Here is a 19,615-nt window from a genome sequence, read left to right as displayed (position 1 = left end):
TTGCGCTGGATATTATGGTATAATATACTAAAATCATGGCAGCCGTTTATTCATGGCTGCTTTCTTTCATCTTAAAAACTAAACATAATTAATTGACAAAAATAAGCATGGATAAGGTGATAAAATGGCAAAGAAAAAAAAACGAAGGAGCCGCAATACTAAGCGGATTAAAAAATCATTACAATTTGAAATATCGGGAATTATCTTAATTCCACTTTGCTTAATTTCTATTTTTCCGGATGGTATGTTTGGTAACAACATTACATTCGTTTTTTATTGGTTGCTAGGGTCATTTTATTTGGCAGTACCCCTCACAACTTTATTACTTGCAGTATACTTCATTATAAAAAGAAATTGGCCGCAGTTTTTTTCTCCGAGACTAATAGGAATGTATATAATCGTTGCTGTAGTTCTACTCTTAAGTCATATCAATATGATAGAAACGATGATAACAGAAGGGAAAATTGTTGGAAAAAGTGTTTTCGGCAATACGCTTGAAATGTATAAACAAGTAAAAGCCGGAGAAGAAACCTTCCTTAAACTTGGAAGTGGAATGGTTGGAGCAGTTTTGTATTCCATCCCATATATGCTGTTTGGACCAGTTGGTACAAAGCTGCTTAGTTACTTTTTAGTATTAATTGGCATTATCCTCATCACGGGCAAATCGATAGGAGAAGTGCTTGAAAAGGTAGGAAAGAAGCTAGCATTATTGATCAAAAAGCAATGGCAGGAATATGTACAAGATATGAAAGAATGGAGAACCGATCGTCGTGCACGTGCTAAATTAGACAAAAAACAAGAAAAGAAACTTCCAAGTCAAACCGAAGAAATAATCGAAGTTGAAGAAGGTATACCGCAGCAATCATTAGCGGATACTTCAAAGCCGATCATTTCTAGTTTTACGGAAAAAGCTTACCCAGTTGATGAAAATGAAGCCATTGTGAATGAAGTTAAATTGGAGACAACAACTGAAGATGAGGAATTAGTACCGCCAATGACATTTACAGAACATGAAAACAAGGATTATGATCTGCCGCCCTTATCATTGCTTACTAGGCCAGGTGCAACAGATCAAAGTAGTGAATATAAATTAATCCACGAAAATACGACAAAGCTTAATAAAACGTTCCAAAGCTTCGGTGTAAAAGCGAGAGTTACACAAGTTCACCTTGGACCTGCTGTAACTAAATATGAAGTTCATCCGGAAGCTGGTGTCAAAGTCAGCAGAATTGTAAGCTTAAGTGATGATATTGCACTTGCCCTTGCGGCAAAAGGAATTCGCATTGAAGCGCCTATCCCGGGAAAATCTGCCATTGGCATAGAAGTTCCTAATACTGAGATAGCTGTTGTTTCACTTAGGGAAGTACTAGATTCTAAACAAAATGATAAACCAGATGCTAAATTGCAAATTGCTCTTGGCCGTGATATTACTGGTCAGGCCGTTGTAGCTGAAATGAATAAAATGCCGCATCTTCTCGTGGCTGGGGCAACTGGTAGTGGGAAAAGTGTTTGTATTAATGGCATTATTACTAGCATTTTAATGAGAGCAAAACCTCATGAAGTCAAAATGATGATGATTGATCCAAAGATGGTAGAACTGAATGTGTATAACGGAATTCCTCATTTGTTAGCGCCAGTTGTTACAGATCCGAAAAAGGCATCTCAGGCACTAAAAAAAGTGGTTAATGAAATGGAACGCCGCTATGAGCTTTTTTCCCATACAGGAACGAGAAATATTGAAGGGTATAATGACTATGTGACAAGATTTAATTCAGAATCCGAAGAAATACAGCCATTGCTTCCTTATATCGTAGTAATAGTTGATGAGCTAGCGGATTTAATGATGGTTGCATCTAATGATGTGGAAGATTCCATTACTAGATTGGCCCAAATGGCAAGGGCGGCCGGTATCCACTTAATTATTGCTACTCAGCGTCCATCAGTCGATGTCATTACAGGAGTAATTAAGGCGAATATCCCATCACGAATTGCTTTCGCAGTATCATCTGCAATAGATTCTAGGACGATCTTAGATACAGGAGGAGCGGAAAAACTGCTTGGTAGAGGGGATATGCTCTTTATGCCTGTCGGGGCATCTAAACCGGTTCGTGTCCAAGGTGCTTTTTTATCGGATCAAGAAGTTGAAGAAGTCGTTGATTTTGTTATTGCCCAGCAAAAAGCACAATACCAAGAAGAAATGATTCCAGATGATATTCCCGAGGTTTCTACGGAAGTAGAAGACGATTTATACGAGGAAGCAATCCAGTTGATTGCCGAAATGCAAACGGCCTCCGTTTCAATGTTACAGCGCAGGTTCAGAATCGGATATACAAGAGCGGCCCGTCTCATAGACGAAATGGAAGCGAGAGGAGTTGTCGGCCCTTACGAAGGAAGTAAGCCAAGAACAGTTCTTGTTCCGAAACCGGCGGAAGAGCAAATGTCATAGGAAAAAATGGATAAATGTGTTTTACAACCAAAATTGTTACATTTTTCGACATTTAACCTATTTCTTATTTATTTATGAATAAAAAAGTGTTATAGTATTTTCGATTAGCAGGAATGATATAAAGGAAAATGCTAACACGGCATCTTTATCTTTTTGCTAAATCAACAAAAATTAGGGGGTTCTCTCAGTGAAAAAGCGTAAATACGGCTTGGCGCTATCACTTATTTTAGCAGCAGGCACAATTCTTGGCGCTTGTGGGACGAGTGACAACAAGCAAGGCGGTACAAAAAATGAAGGCGCAAAAGAAGATAAAAACTTTACTGCGGCCATGGTAACAGACGAAGGTGGAGTAGATGACAAATCTTTTAACCAGTCTGCATGGGAAGGTCTTCAGGAATTCGGAAAAGAACATAATCTTGAAAAAGGCACAAATGGCTATAATTACTATGAATCGAAAACGGATGCAGATTATTCAACAAACTTGAATACGGCTGTTAGAAATAAGTTTGATGTTATTTATGGAGTTGGTTTTAAATTAACAGATGCGATCAGCAAAATTGCCGGACAACGCAAGGATAATCATTTCGTTATCGTTGATGACGTGATTGAGGGTAAGGATAATGTTGCTAGCTTAACGTTTAAAGAACATGAAGGCTCATTTCTTGTTGGTGTGATTGCTGGATTAATGACCAAATCGAATAAAGTAGGTTTTATTGGTGGAATAGAAAGTGATCTTATCAATAAGTTTGCTGCAGGCTTTGAAGCTGGAGTGAAGGAAGTAAATCCGAATGCCACAGTTCAAATTGAGTTTGCAGGCAGTTTCTCTGATTCCGCAAAAGGAGCATCTATGGCAGCTGCACAATACGGTTCTGGTATTGACATTATTTATCATGCAGCCGGTGGTGTAGGCCTTGGTGTATTTACAGAAGCTAAAAACTTGAAACAAAAGGATCCGGATCGTGATGTATGGGTGATTGGTGTAGACCGCGACCAGCATCCTGAAGGTGATGTAGAGATTGGCGGCGAGAAGAAAAATATCACTTTGACTTCTATGGTTAAACGTGTGGATGTAGCAGTTAAAGATATTGCTAATCAGGCAAAAGAGGGGAACTTCCCTGGCGGAAAAGTTGTCGAATATGGTCTTGAAGAAAACGGAATCAAAATTTCCGATTCACAGGAGCATTTACCGGAAGAGGTTTTGGCTAAAGTGAAAGAATACGAAACAAAAATTAAAAATGGCGATATTAAAGTGCCACATGAATTAACGAAAAAGAAATAATAATATCACTAAAGGGTCCGGCTTACGCCGGACCATTAAAAATGTTACATAAATGACGGGGACGCCCTGGCATTTATTTAACATTTTTAATGCATGACTATAATAGCTCGAGTAAGTAAGGAGAGGGCTGCAATGAATTACGTAATTGAAATGTTGGACATTCGAAAAGAATTTCCCGGAATTGTCGCAAACGACAATGTGACATTGCAAGTAAAAAAGGGTGAAATCCATGCACTTCTTGGTGAAAATGGTGCTGGGAAATCCACATTAATGAATGTCTTGTTCGGCTTATACCAACCCGAACGTGGCGAAATAAGAGTGAATGGGGAAAAGGTTCAGATAACAAGTCCAACAGTTGCAAATAATTTGGGGATTGGTATGGTACATCAGCATTTTATGCTCGTGGACCCGTTTACAATAACAGAAAATATCATCCTTGGGGAAGAACCGAAATCTGGTTTAGCCATTGATATTAAGAAGGCAGAACAAAATGTGCATGAAATATCAGAAAGATATGGGCTTTCAGTAAATCCGTGTGCGAAAATTGCGGATATCTCTGTTGGTATGCAACAACGCGTGGAAATCTTGAAGACTTTATACCGGGGGGCAGATATTCTCATTTTTGATGAACCTACAGCGGTTTTGACCCCACAAGAAATCAAAGAATTGGGTCAAATTATGAAAGCGCTAATTAGCGAAGGAAAATCAATTATATTAATTACACATAAATTGAAAGAAATTATGGACCTATGCGACCGGGTAACCGTGATTAGAAAAGGAAAAGGAATAGGAACCGTTAATGTTCATGAGACAAACACAAATGAGCTAGCAAGCCTAATGGTAGGTAGAGAGGTTATTTTTACAACCGAAAAAACAAAATCCAAGCCTGAAGGCAATGTTTTAGAAATAAAAGATTTAGTTGTTACCGATATGAGAGGAGTTTCTGCGGTTAGAAATTTGGACCTAAGTGTAAGGGCTGGGGAAATCGTTGGCATTGCAGGTGTGGACGGCAACGGGCAAAGTGAGTTGATTGAAGCTATCACAGGATTAAGAAAGTCTGAGAGTGGCTCTATTAAATTAAATGGTAAAGAAATTGCAAACATGAAACCGAGAAAAATTACGGAATCCGGCATTGGACATATTCCCCAAGATCGACATAAACACGGCCTCGTACTTGATTTTCCAATCGGCGAGAATATGGTACTACAAACGTATTATAAGCAACCGTATTCAAAGTCCGGCGTGTTAAATTTTAAAGAAATATATAAAAAGGCAAAACAGCTTATTAATGAATTTGATGTACGGACCCCTAATGAATATACTCCGGCCCGCGCTCTCTCAGGAGGTAATCAGCAAAAAGCAATTATCGGCAGGGAAGTTGACAGGAATCCGGATCTTTTAATAGCCGCACAACCGACGAGAGGGCTTGATGTTGGCGCAATCGAATTTATTCACAAACGCCTTATTGATCAACGCGACAATGGTAAAGCGGTCCTTCTCGTCTCATTTGAACTTGATGAAATTATGAATGTTAGTGATAGGATTGCAGTCATTTATGAAGGAAAGATCGTGGCTGTTGTCAACCCAGAGGAAACAACGGAACAAGAACTCGGGTTATTAATGGCCGGATCGAGGCGTGAAGAAGCGGGGGAAAATGTTCATGTCTAATCGATTTTCTAATTTATTAATTCCGGCAATTGCAGTTCTCCTAGGACTGTTGGTTGGTGCCATTATCATGCTGATAAGTGGGTATAATCCCATTGCTGGTTACGGGGCTCTATGGAGAGGAGCTTTTGGTGAATCATACTATATAGGTGAAACCTTAAGGCAGATGACACCTTATATTTTCGCAGGCCTTGCTGTAGCATTTGCTTTTCGAACAGGACTTTTCAATATTGGAGTGGAAGGGCAGTTGCTTGTTGGTTGGATTGCTTCAGTCTGGGTTGGTTTGGCATTTGAACTTCCTAAAATCATTCATCTTCCATTAGCCTTAATTGTGGCCGCTGCGGCCGGTGCAATTTGGGGGTTCGTTCCAGGCTTTTTAAAGGCAAGACTTCGCGTTCACGAAGTAATCGTGACAATTATGATGAACTACATTGCATTGCATATGACGAATTATTTTATACGTTATGTACTTTCGGATCGAAAAGATTCTACACCAGCAATACACGAATCGGCATCACTATGGTCACCTTTTTTTGAAGAAATAACGGATTACTCAACATTACACTATGGAATTTTCCTTGCTCTAATTGGAGCAATCATTATGTGGTTCATTTTAGAGAAAACGAAAACAGGATTTGAATTACGCTCAGTTGGTTTCAACCAACATGCATCAGAATACGCTGGGATGAGCGTTAATCGTAATATTATTCTTTCCATGGTAATTTCCGGAGCTTTTGCTGGATTAGCAGGGGCAATGGAAGGTTTAGGGACTTTTGGTAATGCTTTTATTCACTCGGGCTTTTCAGGTGTCGGATTTGATGGGATAGCGGTTGCACTTCTTGGAGGAAATACAGCTATCGGAGTCGTCTTGGCCGCCTTCTTATTTGGAGGATTAAAGGTAGGGGCGCTAATGATGCCTGAAGCTAATGTTCCAAAAGAGCTAGTAGAAATTGTTATTGCTTTAATTATTTTCTTTGTGGCATCAAGCTATATGATTAAGTGGCTTGTAGCTCGCTTCAATAGGGGGGTGAAATAGGTGGATATTATGACATTATTGGCTATTATCATCTCCTCATCTATAATGGCAGCTGCCCCACTTATTTTCACGGCGCTTGGCGGTGTTTTTTCCGAGCGATCGGGTATCGTTAACATTGGACTAGAAGGTTTAATGGTCATTGGGGCATTTAGCGCGATTATTTTTAACTTAGGGACATCACATATTTTCGGTGCTGCTACGCCATGGGTATCCATTTTATTCGCCATGTTAATTGCGGGAGTGTTTTCTTTACTTCATGGACTAGCTTCCATTACCTTTAGGGCGGATCAAGTAGTCAGCGGTGTAGCAATCAATTTCCTGGCACTCGGTCTATCTATTTTCCTTGTTAAAAAGATCTATGGTAAAGCACAAACAGAAATGATTCTTACTAATGTTAGAAAGATAGATATTCCTGTTTTAAGTAAAATACCGATTATAGGTAAACTTTTTTTCAGTAATGTATCTTACGTAGCTTACGTTTCCATTATTCTTTCATTTGTTGTGTGGTATATTTTGTTTAAAACGCCGTTTGGTCTAAGGTTGCGAGCGGTAGGAGAGCATCCAATGGCTGCCGATACAATGGGAATTAATGTTACGCTCATGCGCTATATCGGTGTTTTTCTTTCCGGAGTTCTCGGCGGTGCAGGTGGTGCCGTTTATTCGCAGTCAATAACACTTGATTTCAGCTATTCAACAATTACTGGTCAAGGGTTCATGGCATTAGCCGCGATGATTTTTGGAAAATGGCATCCACTGGGTGCGATGGGTGCTGCCTTGTTTTTTGGATTTGCACAAAGCTTGAGCATCGTAGGTTCTCGAATTCCATTTCTAGAAAATGTACCATCCGTATTTTTGCTAATAGCACCATATGTATTAACCATTTTAGCGCTGGCAGGGTTTATCGGCCGTGCTGACGCCCCAAAAGCACTTGGGCAACCATATATTAAAGGTAAGAGGTAAGGAAAAGGGTCAGACAACTTAATGTCTGACCCTTTTCATATGTGAAATAGAATAAAAACAGTTATGCATACATAAAATAGAAAGAAGTTTATTAAATACGATAAAAATATTATGTAAACTAACTTTGTTTTTTCTTGCCTCACATCCAGTTAAATGAGTATAGTATACGTACTTGTAAAATATTGTTTCTTAATGGAGGTTTGCCGTATGGAGCTTGTAAAGGAAAATGTAATAAAGAAACCTGGATATAATCTGCATATAATTAAAACAGATAAGTATAAGACCAATTCCCTCATCTGGAAAATGAAAGCGCCGCTAAGGGAAGAAACCGCTACATACAGGGCATTACTGTCTCAAATTTTACAAAGTAATACAAAAAGCTATCCTACCACAGCTGCACTTCGCTCCTATCTCGATGAGCTTTATGGGGCATCATTCTATACAGATTTAAGTAAAAAAGGCGAATTTCATATTCTTACTTTTAGTTTAGAAATTGCAAATGAAAAATTTTTACAAGATAAAACTCCGCTTTTACAAAAGGCAGTACAGTTTTTTGGAGAGGTTTTACTTAATCCGAATGCGACCAATCAAGCTTTCGATGAACTTACGATGGACAAAGAAAAACGGACTTTAAAGCAGCGTATCCAATCCGTTTTCGATGATAAGATGCGTTACGCAAGTGTTCGTCTTGTCGAGGAGATGTGCAAAGGGGAACCTTATGCCATCCAAGCAAGTGGTGAGTATGATAAGGTCGATGACATAACCGCTGCTTCCCTCTTTCAATATTATCAACAAGCATTCAGTGAAGACGAAATGGATTTTTATATTATCGGTGATGTTGATGTGAATCAGGTTGAAAGTTTCTGTGCTCCTCTTCAATTCGAAGATCGACCAATTAGGCCACATGAAAGAGGATCTGAACGAGAAGTTACTGATATTAAGGAAGTAAAGGAAACGCAGGATATTAAACAAGGAAAACTTAATATTGGTTGCCGTACGAATATTGTATATGGGGATCCAGACTACTTTGCCTTGCAAATGTTTAATGGAATATTTGGTGGCTTCCCTCATTCAAAGCTATTTAGAAATGTCCGCGAAAAAGAAAGCTTGGCATATTATGCGGCAAGTAGAGTGGAAAGTCAAAAAGGCTTGCTAATGATTATGTCAGGTATTGATAATAAAAAATACGATCAGGCGCTATCAATCATTAAAAAGCAATTAGAATTAATGAAAACAGGAGATATAACTGATGAAGAGATTAATCAGACGAAAGCAGTCATCCAAAACCAATTTTTAGAAACGGTAGATTCTGCTAGAGGTTTGATTGAAGTTCTTTACCATAATATTGTAGCTGGAACAAATGTTTCACTTAATGACTGGCTTGACAAAGTGAAGGAAACAACAAAGACAGACATTGTCGAAGTGGCTAAAAAAGTGAAGATGGATACGGTATATTTTCTTGCTGGAACGGATGGTGATCAAGGATGAATAAAATTGTTTTCGATCAATTAGAGGAAACTTTATACCATGAAAAACTTGAAAATGGGTTAGAGGTATTCATTTTGCCGAAAAATGGATTTAATAAAACTTTCGCAACTTTTACGACAAAATATGGATCAATCGACAATCAATTTATTCCGATCAATGAAAGTAAGCCTGTACGTGTTCCTGACGGTATTGCTCATTTTCTTGAGCATAAGATGTTTGAAAAAGAAGATGGAGATGTGTTTCAGCAGTTTAGTAAACAAGGCGCTTCCGCTAATGCATTTACATCTTTTACGCGAACTGCATACTTATTTTCAAGTACTTCACGCATTGAAGAAAATTTATCGACACTTATTAATATGGTTCAAGAGCCTTATTTTACCGACAAAACGGTTGAAAAAGAAAAAGGGATCATTGGGCAAGAAATTACGATGTATGATGATAATCCTGACTGGCGGTTATATTTTGGCCTGATAGAAAATATGTATCATCATCATCCCGTGAAAATTGATATTGCAGGGACGATTGAATCGATATCAAATATTACTGCAGAACATCTTTATGAATGTTACAACACGTTTTACCATCCAAGTAATATGCTTCTTTTTATTACAGGACCTGTTAATCCAGAAGAGATTATGGAGTTTGTTCGTTCAGGACAAAAGGCGAGGTCATATGGCGCTGCTCCGGTGATCAATCGCTATTTCGAAAAAGAACCGGAAACTGTTGCAACAAAACAGCAAGTGCTAAAAATGAATGTCCAAACACCTAAATGTCTTGTCGGAGTAAAAGCACTGGAAGTGAATGAAAGCGGCAAGGAAATGTTAAAAAGTGAATTATCCATTAATATTTTGCTTGACATGTTATTTGGTAAGAGCTCTGATAATTATGAAGAGCTCTATAATGAAGGATTGATTGACGATACATTTCAATTTGATTATACACAGGAGCTAGGATTCGGATTTGCCATGCTTGGAAGCGATACGAAGAAACCAGATTTGCTTGCAGAACGTTTACAAAAAATTATGTTAGAAGCGAAAGATGGTAAGCATTTATCAGAAGATGACTTGGAAAGAGCAAAAAGGAAACGCATCGGCGGTTTTTTAAGGTCAATCAATTCCCCTGAGTACATCGCTAATCAATTTACCCGCTATGCCTTTAATGAAATGGGATTTTTTGAAGTTGTACCTGTCTTGGAAGATTTGACTTATACTGATATAACAAACGCAGCGAAAAACTTTTTTGACGATAGTCGTATGACTGTTTGCCAAGTTGTTCCGAAATAAGCTGTTACGTATGCCCGGTATAATGTGCCGGGCTATGTTGTTTTTAAGGAGAGGTAAGGAATGAAAAAGTTTGCCTTAATTACAGGTGCAAGCGGCGGTATAGGAGCAGCTACTGCTGAGCGATTGGCTCGCGAAGGCTGGAATTTATATTTACACTATAATCGAAATGAAGACAAAATTATTGAACTTATAACAAACCTGAAGAAATATAATATCGAACTTATTCCCATCCATGCAGATCTTAATACGACAGCTGGCGTACAAATCCTTTCCACTAGTGTGTTTCAACTTGATGCCATTGTTTATTCATGCGGAACGGCTCCTTATGGTCTGTTTACCGATTTAGATGACAAAACAATGGAGGATATGCTTCAGCTACATGTTAAAAGCCCATTGTTGTTAATTAGAAATTTACTTCCGAAATTGATGAGAAACGCAACTTCTCAAATTGTATTAGTTAGTTCTATTTGGGGTCAGACGGGTGCGGCTTGTGAAGTGATGTATTCTACGGTAAAAGGGGCACAAATTGCTTTTATTAAAGCATTAAGCAAAGAAACAGCTAGGTCTGGTACGAGAGTTAACTGCGTTGCACCAGGGGCTGTAAACACAAATATGCTGGATCGATTTACAGCTGAAGAACTCGAGGAACTTGCATCAGATATTCCGCTTGGACGTTTAGCGGAATCCACTGAAATTGCTGACGCAATCGCTTTTTTATTATCGGAAAAATCCACTTATATTACGGGTCAAGTACTGGCGATCAATGGGGGTTGGTACACTTAATTTACATTGTTTTTCTAAAGCCTCCTCATGAATAATGTGAATTTGGCTTGCGCATAATAACGGAGAACGTTATATCTTATAAAGGAGGCAAAGGAATGTCAGTACTTGAAAATTGGGATCAATGGAAAAACTTTCTCGGTGACCGCTTAAACAATGCCCAAGAACAGGGTATGTCACAAAAGGTGATAAATCAGCTGGCACACCAAGTAGGAGATTATCTTGCGGGTCAAGTTGATCCAAAAAACGAGCAAGAACGAGTGCTTTCAGACTTATGGTCTGTTGCTTCTGAAGAAGAACAACATGCAATCGCAAGTGTAATGGTAAAGCTTGTAGAAAATAATAGTTCACATTAAATGTAGCTTAGGCTGTCCCACTAGTAACTGACTTCTCTTAGTAAAAATATAGTATATGAAAATTCTTCATACTATATAGCGGTATAGAGAACGCAGTCCTTAGTCTGGGGCAGCCGTTTTTTGTCAAGAAATGCCGAATGTGGATATGTTTTTCTTTCATATTTTTTTATAATCAGCTATGATATAAACGAGACATTTTGTAGTCTATAAAACAAATCACTCCGGGTGGATTACCATTTACAGGGAGATGTTTTCATGGATAGAAAAGAATGGTATTTGGAATATGAGATAACAATAGACCGTCCCGGATTACTAGGTGATATTTCTTCCTTATTGGGCATGTTGTCCATTAATATTATTAGCATAAATGGGATTGACAGTGGAAGGCGTGGGCTTTTGCTTCGCGCAAGCAGTGAAGAGCAAATTTTGCGCTTGGAATCGATTTTGAAGACAGTAGAGACGATCAAAGTTACGAAAATACGTGAACCGAAGCTTCGTGATCGCCTTGCTGTAAGACATGGAAGATATATTCAGCGGGATATGGATGACAAAAAAACTTTTCGATTTGTACGTGACGAACTTGGGCTTCTTGTTGATTTTATGGCAGAACTTTTCAAACAAGAAGGGCATAAACTTGTTGGCATTAGAGGCATGCCACGCGTTGGAAAAACTGAGTCCGTTGTCGCATCCAGCGTTTGTGCTAATAAAAAGTGGCTGTTTGTATCATCGACATTATTAAAACAAACGATACGAAAAGAACTGATAAAAGACGAATATAGTTCAGATAATATATTTATCATTGACGGCATAGTTTCGAGAAGAAGAGCTGATGAACGTCATTGGCAGCTTGTAAGAGAGATTATGAGACTGCCTGCAGTAAAAGTGATTGAACACCCAGATATATTTGTCGAACATTCGGAGTATTCAATGGAGGATTTCGATTATATTATTGAGCTGCGAAACAACGATGAAGAAGAAATTACATATGAAGTTGTGGAAGAAAATAATTTTTTTAGTGAACCAGGCTTTGGATTTGATTTTTAGGATTGGCAGGTGTTTTAATTGACGGAATTAGGAAGCCGGCTTCGTAATGCGAGGGAGGAGAAAGGCCTCAGCTTAGACGAGCTTCAAAATATGACAAGAATACAAAAAAAGTATTTAATTGGCATTGAAGAAGGGAATTATGATATTATGCCCGGTAAGTTTTATGCTCGGGCTTTTATTAAGCAATACGCTGAAGCTGTTGGATTAGAACCAGAGGAACTTTTTGAAGAACATAAAAATGAAATACCGCTTGCTTATGAAGATGATTTACCTGAACAGCTTTCACGTACTCAATCAAGAAAAACCGTTTCAGCTGGCGGTTCAAAAATAATGGAGATGTTTCCAAAAATCTTAGTAGCCATTTTTGTTTTAGCATTTTTAATTCTTATTTGGTATTTAGTTACGAATTACATGGGTACGCGTGAAAAGCCGTCGGGCAATATTAATAATGATACCGTTGATATTCAAGAATCTGATGAAATTGCGCCACCTGAAGACAAAGAAAAAAAATCTTCGGATAATAGTAATAAACAAGCAGATGACAAGGACAAGGAGCAACAAAAGGAAGTTGTTCAACAGGAACTTGCGGTAGAAAATGTTTCTGGCTATGTTACGACCTACACTTTATCGAAAACAGACACGTTTGAATTAAAAGTGACAGCATCCAATCCCGGAAGAAGCTGGGTAGAAATTAGAAATGGAACTAATACTACTCTTTTTTCAGGTGAAATTAGTAATGGAGATAGCAAATCTTTCGATCTTACTGATGAGACTGGTGCCTATATTGTAGTGGGAAGAGCGACAGAAGCGGATCTCTTTGTGAATGATGAAAAACTGGAATATGAATTACCTCCAGGAAATACTATTAGACAAGATATAAAAATTCAATTTGAAAAGAAATAGTTTATTTTACTTTCTAAGCCGCCGCTTTTCGGCGGTTATTTTTTCAGGAGGCCTGACATGAATTTACCTAATAAAATCACAGTTTCAAGAATCTTGCTTATCCCGGTATTTTTGATATTAATGCTTGCTCCGTTTAATTGGGGCATTGTTCATCTGCCGGGGACAGAACTTGAGACAGCGCATTTTCTTGGCGCTATGCTTTTTATAATCGCCTCAATTACGGATTGGGTTGACGGGTATTATGCACGTAAATATAACCTCATCACTAATCTTGGGAAGTTTTTGGATCCTTTGGCGGATAAACTGTTAGTTTCAGCTGCATTAATTGTACTTGTGGAACTTGGATATGCACCTTCATGGATGGTTATTGTCATTATTAGCCGTGAATTTGCTGTAACTGGACTTAGACTCATCCTTGCCGGCACTGGAGAGGTAGTCGCGGCAAATATGCTAGGGAAAATTAAGACTTGGGCGCAAATTATAGCTATTTCAGCTTTGCTTCTGAAAAATATCTTTTTTGAAGCGATTGGTATTCCCTTTGCACAGATTGCTTTATGGGTTGCATTAATTTTTACCGTTTGGTCTGGATATGATTATTTTCATAAGAATCGAGATGCATTTAAAAACTCAAAATAGATTTTATACGTGGGGGGATTACGGATATGAACGCTGAAATCGTAGCGGTTGGAACCGAGTTGCTGCTTGGCCAAATAGCCAATACAAATGCACAGTTTTTATCAGAACAACTGGCTGAAATTGGTGTAAACGTTTATTACCATACAGTTGTGGGAGATAATCCTAAACGGCTTGAAAGGGCGATTGTTCAAGCTCAAGAAAGAGCAGATCTAATCATTTTTACGGGTGGTTTAGGCCCGACTAAAGATGACTTAACAAAGGAAACAATCGCTAAGCATCTTGGTAGAAAGCTCATTTCAGATGAAGCAGCATTACAAACAATTATTAGCTATTTTCAAAAAACAGGCAGGGTCATGACAGAGAACAATAAAAAACAGGCACTTGTCGTAGAAGGTGCCAAAGTGCTTCCAAACGAGCACGGAATGGCACCTGGTATGTTTTTGAAAATTGATACATCCCATTATATGCTTCTTCCGGGACCACCCCATGAAATGCAACCGATGTTCAGAAAGTATGGCCGTCCGGCCGTCTTAGATCAATTGGAAGCTAAAGAAAGAATTGAATCACGTGTCCTTCGCTATTTTGGCATCGGTGAAGCACAGCTTGCTGAAGAAATAGATGACATACTTGAGACACAATCCAATCCGACTGTCGCACCACTTGCCGGCGATAATGAAGTGACAGTAAGAATCACTGCTCGCCACCAGTCAGAAGATGAAGCAGTTCTTATGATTGATGAGATGGAGAAAAGGGTTAATGAGCGAGTGGGTGAGCACTTTTATGGGTATGGTGATACGTCGCTGATGAGAGAGCTGCTTAAAGTTCTCGAAGGAAAAAATCTTACTATTGCTGCGGCTGAAAGTTTGACAGGCGGGTTGTTTCAATCAGAGATGACTGCAGTCACAGGTGTAAGTACGATGCTGATTGGCGGTATCGTTTGTTATTCCAACCAATCTAAACTCAAACTGTGTAACGTGAAGGAAGATACGATTAATAATCATGGGGTTGTCAGTGAACAGTGTGCCGTTGAACTAGCTGAAAATGTCCGAGAATTGTTAGGTACGGATATAGGCATCAGTTTTACTGGTGTGGCTGGACCAGATTCTCTTGAAGGTCATCCTGCAGGAACGATATGGATAGGCATCTCCCTTAAGGACAAACCTACAAAAGCTTTCTTGCTAAACTTAGCCGGGTCTCGCAATGGTAATCGGAAGCGGACAGTACAGTATGGATGCTATTATTTATTACGGGAATTGGCGAAAAGTTAAGGGCGTATAGTTACGGGTTCGGTTGATGAGGAGAAAAATGCTAAAAACAATCTAAATTACAACCTAATTAGAATATATTTCAACAGTAAATCAGCAATATAAATGGCAAGTAAAAACGCTCAGATTGAGCGTTTCAGACTGTAGACAAACTCGAAAAAATGAGTTGTCTACAGTCTTTTTATTTTCATATAGGATAGAGGAGGCTTTCCGAAGCTTTCCGCTCGCTTTCCGCGGGGCGAGCGGTAAGCTTCTCCAAACCAATAAAATGCTGCATTTCACTTTTCTATATTTGCCAAAAGGCGTAGTAACTATAGCACTAATCAGCATATTAAAGAATTTCTATTAACATCATTTGTATTTAAAATGACTGATACAAATGACAGTTTGCGGCTTTTAATATTCAATGTATAGTTCTTATTAATCGGTGCATAAGAGTTGAAGAAGTATCTATGGCTTAGGAGGTAAAAAGAAAAAATGAAATTATTAAACAGAATATTTAATGATAAATATTACAGTATTAAACACTTTGAACGGGAAGGTAAAATATATGAAATTTTAGGAATAAAATGGTTTAAAAGATTACTACTTAGAATAGCAAGGAGTAGAAAAAACGAAATCCCATTTAATGGATATTTTTTAAAAGAACTGTCAATAGAAGGAATAATTGAATTTGAGAATAAATCTAAAAAAAGTGAAAGAAGTCACGTCATTATAGCAATAATAATCTTATTCTATCAGTTCAGGATTATTATTTTTTGGGAAGGAATTTTAGATGTTTTATTTCTTCTATTCTTTACTGTATTGAATGTCATAACAAATATATATCCAATTTTTCTACAAAGATATAATCGAATTAGAATTAAGAGAGTCCTTCAAAAAATGAAATCGATAGAAAAAAAGTGATAATTGCTAAAGGATTGAGTTAGTTGCATAAACTGGAGAAATCCTTATATATGGATTTTCCTTAAATATATGCTATATCAACATTAAAATTTAACAGAGCCTAAATTTTAAAAGCTAAGATTTGCACAATCTTAAAATGCTTAATCTGTTAAATGAAAACGAAATTTTGACACAATTCCACACCCGAAATCAATCGAATAAATGTTCGCTTTTTACTTGGCAAAGTAGAAAAAAGGCTGTATACTAAAGATAGGTTTTGTTATGAAACACAACATGAAGCACATAAATTTCAAATAATAGAATATAAGTTGAGGAGGAATATGTGTGAGTAATCGCCAGGCAGCATTAGATATGGCCTTAAAACAAATAGAAAAGCAATTCGGAAAAGGTTCAATTATGAAGTTAGGTGAGCAGACAGACCGAAAAATTTCTACCATTCCGAGTGGATCGCTAGCTTTGGATGTAGCGTTAGGAGTAGGAGGCTATCCTCGCGGAAGGGTGATAGAAATCTACGGTCCTGAGTCTTCAGGTAAAACAACAGTAGCGCTTCATGCTATCGCAGAAGTGCAAGCAAATGGCGGTACAGCGGCGTTTATCGATGCCGAACATGCGCTCGATCCTGTATATGCTCAGAAATTGGGTGTAAATATTGATGAGTTGCTTCTTTCCCAGCCTGATACGGGTGAGCAGGCCTTGGAAATTGCGGAAGCACTTGTGCGAAGTGGCGCCATTGAAATTATCGTTATTGACTCGGTTGCAGCATTAGTGCCGAAAGCGGAAATTGAAGGGGAAATGGGAGATTCACACGTAGGATTACAAGCGCGCTTGATGTCCCAAGCTCTCCGTAAACTTTCAGGTGCGATTAACAAATCGAATACAATTGCTATTTTTATAAATCAGATTCGTGAGAAAGTTGGAGTTATGTTCGGAAATCAACTTCAAACTGCTTAGGAATTAAGCAGTTTACTCTGGGTTTCCCTTGCTAGCGATAGCATGTAAAAAACCTTGTGAACCCTATTGCCTAGGGGTGTGATGGAAACATTGCTAACGGTGAAGCCCTCCTTTTACTGGGTAATACCGTGCCAAGCCTTTTTATGTCAAAAAGGAAGGTGTAGAGACTACCGAAGAGCATCGAATGATGAACTTAGTAGGGTACGGCAGAAGATAGGCTACTGCTGGAAGTGCAAGGCTCTCCACTTTGGAGATGAAGAGATAGTCCACGCTATAGAAATGGTAAATCTATAGATTAAGCCAGAGACAACTCCAGGAGGACGTGCTTTGAAGTTTTACTCCTCCGTACGTCTTGAAGTTCGCCGTGCTGAGCAATTGAAGCAAGGTCAGGACATTGTAGGTAACAAGACAAAAATAAAAGTTGTAAAAAATAAAGTAGCTCCACCTTTCCGCGTAGCGGAAGTTGATATTATGTATGGAGAAGGAATTTCCCGTGAAGGTGAAATTATTGATATGGGTTCTGAACTTGATATTGTCCAAAAAAGTGGCTCTTGGTACTCTTACAATGAAGAGCGTTTAGGCCAAGGGCGTGAGAATGCAAAGCAATTCTTGAAAGAAAATCCTGAAATCCGCAGTGAGATTATGTACAAAATCCGTGACCACTATGATCTGGATGGAGAAAAAACAGCTCCTGAAGATGATGAATCACAGGAAGAATTCAGTCTTCTGGAAGAATAATTTGATTGTTTAAACAGCATTGCTAATAGCTTTGCTGTTTTTCTTATTGGATATGATTGTCATCTCTTGACAATAAAACTCTACAACTATAAAATTAACATGTATATTTTACATTTTTTCGAATGAATTTTGAGCCTGGCTCTGTATATTGAAACCTATGTAACAATGTACCAGCCGACATGTTAGAAGCATGATACAAGTTAATAGCAAGAGGGGGTGAAACTATGGATCCAATTCCAATTATTATCATCTCCATTTTGCTTGCCCTTATCGTCGGTGTAGTTGTTGGCTATTTCATCTTTCAAGCAGTTGCTAAAGCTAAGATAACAGGTGCCAGAAGTTCTGCTGAACTGATTTTAGAAGATGCGAAGCGGGAAGCTGAAGCATCGAAAAAAGAAGCCCTGTTGGAAGCGAAGGATGAAAATCATAAACTTCGTACTGAAACTGAACGTGAACTTCGGGAAAGAAGAACCGAATTGCAAAAACAAGAAAATCGCTTATTGCAAAAGGAGGAGAACCTCGACCGGAAAGATGAATCTCTTGACAAGCGTGAAAATATGCTTGAAAAGAAAGAGGACTCTCTTAATGAAAGACAACAACATATTGAAGAGATGGAAAGCAAAGTGGATGAATTGATCCGCAAGCAAAAGCACGAGCTTGAAAGAATTTCAAGTTTGACTCGTGATGAAGCAAAATCAATCATTTTGGCCGGTGTAGAGAAGGAACTAGCTCACGATACCGCTTTAATGATTAAGGAAAGTGAAATGCGTGCGAAGGAAGAAGCGGATAAGAAAGCAAAGAACATTCTGTCCCTTGCCATCCAACGTTGTGCTGCTGAACACGTAGCAGAAACGACTGTTTCAGTTGTTAATTTGCCTAACGACGAGATGAAAGGTCGGATTATTGGCCGGGAAGGCCGAAATATTCGAACGCTCGAAACATTAACGGGTATTGATCTCATTATCGATGATACACCAGAAGCTGTAATCCTATCTGGATTTGATCCAATTAGGCGTGAAACTGCTCGTATAGCATTGGAGAAACTCGTTCAAGATGGCCGGATCCATCCAGCGCGTATTGAGGAAATGGTTGATAAAGCAAGGCGGGAAGTTGATGAACACATTCGTGAAATTGGCGAACAGACAACATTTGAAGTCGGTGTTCATGGACTTCACCCGGATTTAATCAAAATTCTTGGACGTTTGAAATACCGGACAAGCTACGGGCAAAATGTCTTAAAACATTCCATGGAAGTTGCGTATCTCTCTGGATTGCTAGCTGCTGAGCTTGGCGAAGATGAGACACTTGCTAGACGTGCAGGACTTCTACACGATATTGGTAAAGCCATTGACCATGAAGTAGAAGGAAGCCACGTTGAAATTGGAATTGAACTTGGAACAAAGTACAAAGAGCATCCTGTCGTTATAAACAGTATTGCTTCTCACCACGGTGATACAGAACCGACATCTATTATTTCGGTCCTTGTAGCAGCAGCAGATGCTTTATCAGCTGCGAGACCTGGTGCACGAAGTGAAACGCTCGAAAACTATATTCGTCGCCTAGAAAAATTAGAGGAAATCTCGGAGTCATATGATGGAGTAGAAAAATCATTTGCCATCCAGGCGGGTAGAGAAGTTCGCATTATTGTCAAACCGGAACAAATCAATGATTTGGAAGCACACCGGCTTGCGCGCGACATCCGAAAAAGAATCGAAGATGATCTCGATTATCCGGGACATATTAAAGTTACGGTTATTCGCGAAACTCGGGCAGTTGAATATGCGAAATAAAGCGGTGTGAACTCACACCGCTTTTTTGCGCCTAAAATATAAAGTCGCAGGTAGCTATGTTAATATAAAAGAAAGAAAAGAATTTTACT

15 protein-coding genes and 3 pseudogenes are annotated in these 19,615 nt (G+C 38.7%); all 18 read left to right on the top strand.

Going from position 1 to position 19,615, the window contains the following annotated elements; genetic code table 11:
* Positions 1-124: 124 nt before the first annotated feature.
* On the top strand, positions 125-2,446 hold the full coding sequence (locus tag KHA88_RS06505) for an FtsK/SpoIIIE family DNA translocase (RefSeq protein WP_213121642.1): 2,322 nt from the start codon (positions 125-127) through the stop codon (positions 2,444-2,446).
* Between the two features lie 187 nt (positions 2,447-2,633).
* Positions 2,634-3,725, top strand: a complete 1,092-nt coding sequence (locus tag KHA88_RS06500) for a BMP family lipoprotein (protein WP_213096695.1) — start codon at positions 2,634-2,636, stop codon at positions 3,723-3,725.
* A gap of 132 nt (positions 3,726-3,857) precedes the next feature.
* The gene (locus tag KHA88_RS06495; protein ID WP_213121641.1) at positions 3,858-5,393 is read left to right on the top strand and encodes an ABC transporter ATP-binding protein; all 1,536 of its coding nucleotides are present in this window, start codon (positions 3,858-3,860) and stop codon (positions 5,391-5,393) included.
* Positions 5,386-6,426: an ABC transporter permease gene (locus KHA88_RS06490; RefSeq protein ID WP_213096697.1), complete on the top strand. Its 1,041-nt coding sequence runs from the start codon at positions 5,386-5,388 to the stop codon at positions 6,424-6,426. Before KHA88_RS06495 ends, KHA88_RS06490 begins: the two co-directional genes overlap by 8 nt.
* Positions 6,427-6,435: 9 nt before the next feature.
* Positions 6,436-7,386: an ABC transporter permease gene (locus tag KHA88_RS06485; protein ID WP_249312995.1), complete on the top strand. Its 951-nt coding sequence runs from the start codon at positions 6,436-6,438 to the stop codon at positions 7,384-7,386.
* Positions 7,387-7,593: 207 nt separating this feature from the next.
* Entirely contained in the window at positions 7,594-8,874 is a 1,281-nt protein-coding gene (yfmF, locus tag KHA88_RS06480) for an EF-P 5-aminopentanol modification-associated protein YfmF (protein ID WP_213096699.1), read from the top strand.
* Positions 8,871-10,157, top strand: coding sequence for an EF-P 5-aminopentanol modification-associated protein YfmH (gene yfmH / locus KHA88_RS06475; RefSeq protein ID WP_213121639.1), 1,287 nt, complete (start codon positions 8,871-8,873; stop codon positions 10,155-10,157). The genes yfmF and yfmH overlap by 4 nt, the downstream gene beginning before the upstream one ends.
* A gap of 60 nt (positions 10,158-10,217) precedes the next feature.
* The gene (gene ymfI / locus KHA88_RS06470) at positions 10,218-10,940 is read left to right on the top strand and encodes an elongation factor P 5-aminopentanone reductase (RefSeq protein WP_213096701.1); all 723 of its coding nucleotides are present in this window, start codon (positions 10,218-10,220) and stop codon (positions 10,938-10,940) included.
* A 95-nt stretch (positions 10,941-11,035) separates the two neighbouring features.
* Positions 11,036-11,293: a DUF3243 domain-containing protein gene (locus tag KHA88_RS06465; protein ID WP_213096702.1), complete on the top strand. Its 258-nt coding sequence runs from the start codon at positions 11,036-11,038 to the stop codon at positions 11,291-11,293.
* Positions 11,294-11,548: 255 nt separating this feature from the next.
* Positions 11,549-12,337 carry a DUF3388 domain-containing protein gene (locus tag KHA88_RS06460; RefSeq protein ID WP_213096703.1) on the top strand — a complete coding sequence of 263 codons (789 nt, stop codon included), beginning with the start codon at positions 11,549-11,551 and terminating at the stop codon, positions 12,335-12,337.
* An 18-nt stretch (positions 12,338-12,355) separates the two neighbouring features.
* Positions 12,356-13,240 carry a helix-turn-helix domain-containing protein gene (locus tag KHA88_RS06455; RefSeq protein ID WP_213121638.1) on the top strand — a complete coding sequence of 295 codons (885 nt, stop codon included), beginning with the start codon at positions 12,356-12,358 and terminating at the stop codon, positions 13,238-13,240.
* Positions 13,241-13,297: 57 nt separating this feature from the next.
* Positions 13,298-13,876, top strand: coding sequence for a CDP-diacylglycerol--glycerol-3-phosphate 3-phosphatidyltransferase (gene pgsA / locus KHA88_RS06450; RefSeq protein ID WP_213096705.1), 579 nt, complete (start codon positions 13,298-13,300; stop codon positions 13,874-13,876).
* A 26-nt stretch (positions 13,877-13,902) separates the two neighbouring features.
* Positions 13,903-15,144: a competence/damage-inducible protein A gene (locus tag KHA88_RS06445; protein WP_213121637.1), complete on the top strand. Its 1,242-nt coding sequence runs from the start codon at positions 13,903-13,905 to the stop codon at positions 15,142-15,144.
* Between the two features lie 285 nt (positions 15,145-15,429).
* Positions 15,430-15,555 (top strand): annotated as a pseudogene (locus tag KHA88_RS20935) (IS1595 family transposase); the annotation flags it as partial.
* 63 nt (positions 15,556-15,618) lie between these two features.
* Positions 15,619-16,047, top strand: a complete 429-nt coding sequence (locus KHA88_RS06440; protein ID WP_213121636.1) for a glycosyl-4,4'-diaponeurosporenoate acyltransferase CrtO family protein — start codon at positions 15,619-15,621, stop codon at positions 16,045-16,047.
* A 324-nt stretch (positions 16,048-16,371) separates the two neighbouring features.
* Positions 16,372-16,980: pseudogene (gene recA, locus KHA88_RS06435) on the top strand (recombinase RecA); the annotation flags it as partial.
* 318 nt (positions 16,981-17,298) lie between these two features.
* A pseudogene (locus tag KHA88_RS06430) lies at positions 17,299-17,736 on the top strand (recombinase RecA family protein); the annotation flags it as partial.
* Positions 17,737-17,960: 224 nt separating this feature from the next.
* Positions 17,961-19,526 carry a ribonuclease Y gene (gene rny, locus KHA88_RS06425; protein WP_213096708.1) on the top strand — a complete coding sequence of 522 codons (1,566 nt, stop codon included), beginning with the start codon at positions 17,961-17,963 and terminating at the stop codon, positions 19,524-19,526.
* Positions 19,527-19,615: the final 89 nt, after the last annotated feature.

It is taken from the genome of Lederbergia citrea, assembly GCF_018343525.1.
GTDB classification, from domain to species: domain Bacteria; phylum Bacillota; class Bacilli; order Bacillales; family Bacillaceae_C; genus Lederbergia; species Lederbergia citrea.
This window is presented reverse-complemented; position numbering and strand designations above follow the sequence as displayed.

Coding starts and splice junctions, on each gene's coding strand:
- KHA88_RS06505 (WP_213121642.1), top strand. CDS start 125: ATGGCAAAGAAAAAAAAACGAAGGAGCCGCAATACTAAGCGGATTAAA.
- KHA88_RS06495 (WP_213121641.1), top strand. CDS start 3,858: ATGAATTACGTAATTGAAATGTTGGACATTCGAAAAGAATTTCCCGGA.
- KHA88_RS06490 (WP_213096697.1), top strand. CDS start 5,386: ATGTCTAATCGATTTTCTAATTTATTAATTCCGGCAATTGCAGTTCTC.
- KHA88_RS06485 (WP_249312995.1), top strand. CDS start 6,436: ATGACATTATTGGCTATTATCATCTCCTCATCTATAATGGCAGCTGCC.
- yfmF (WP_213096699.1), top strand. CDS start 7,594: ATGGAGCTTGTAAAGGAAAATGTAATAAAGAAACCTGGATATAATCTG.
- yfmH (WP_213121639.1), top strand. CDS start 8,871: ATGAATAAAATTGTTTTCGATCAATTAGAGGAAACTTTATACCATGAA.
- ymfI (WP_213096701.1), top strand. CDS start 10,218: ATGAAAAAGTTTGCCTTAATTACAGGTGCAAGCGGCGGTATAGGAGCA.
- KHA88_RS06465 (WP_213096702.1), top strand. CDS start 11,036: ATGTCAGTACTTGAAAATTGGGATCAATGGAAAAACTTTCTCGGTGAC.
- KHA88_RS06460 (WP_213096703.1), top strand. CDS start 11,549: ATGGATAGAAAAGAATGGTATTTGGAATATGAGATAACAATAGACCGT.
- pgsA (WP_213096705.1), top strand. CDS start 13,298: ATGAATTTACCTAATAAAATCACAGTTTCAAGAATCTTGCTTATCCCG.
- KHA88_RS06445 (WP_213121637.1), top strand. CDS start 13,903: ATGAACGCTGAAATCGTAGCGGTTGGAACCGAGTTGCTGCTTGGCCAA.
- KHA88_RS06440 (WP_213121636.1), top strand. CDS start 15,619: ATGAAATTATTAAACAGAATATTTAATGATAAATATTACAGTATTAAA.
- rny (WP_213096708.1), top strand. CDS start 17,961: ATGGATCCAATTCCAATTATTATCATCTCCATTTTGCTTGCCCTTATC.